The organism is Vibrio sp. 10N.222.49.C9 (genome assembly GCF_041474985.1).
In the GTDB taxonomy this organism is placed as follows: domain Bacteria; phylum Pseudomonadota; class Gammaproteobacteria; order Enterobacterales; family Vibrionaceae; genus Vibrio; species Vibrio crassostreae_C.
The window spans coordinates 1-354 of record NZ_JBFRVD010001173.1 but is presented as its reverse complement, the minus strand read 5'-3'; the positions used below and the strand labels follow the sequence as shown (position 1 = coordinate 354).

The following is a 354-nucleotide window of genomic DNA, read 5'->3' as shown; positions in this document are numbered from 1 at the left end:
AATCGACCCTGAAAACCCAATTTTCATCGAGGTTGATCCTGGCATGCCTGAGTTTGGTGGTGATGAGAACTTAGTAATGAACCCTGGCTACGATGACGGATTAGAGGTTAGTCAACCTATCGCACCTATGCCACCACAAGATAGCGAAGGCTGGAATCCTGAAGGCGAAGACGGTCAAGGCATCATTGGTTCAGGTCTAATTGAAGTTGAGTATGGCGAAGATAATCAACGTATGTGGGTTGTTCGTGACGAAGATGGCGGTATTAGCATGAATTACGTGATTGTCGAGAAGCATGACGACAATACGTACACCATCACTCGCAATAACGAAGACAGCACCGCGACAGTGAAGAA

Annotated in this window: 1 protein-coding gene; it reads left to right on the top strand. The window is 46.6% G+C overall.

What is annotated here, in order from left to right:
- The coding region (locus AB4585_RS27435; protein ID WP_372171910.1) for a hypothetical protein at window positions 1–354 on the top strand (354 nt) is incomplete at both ends.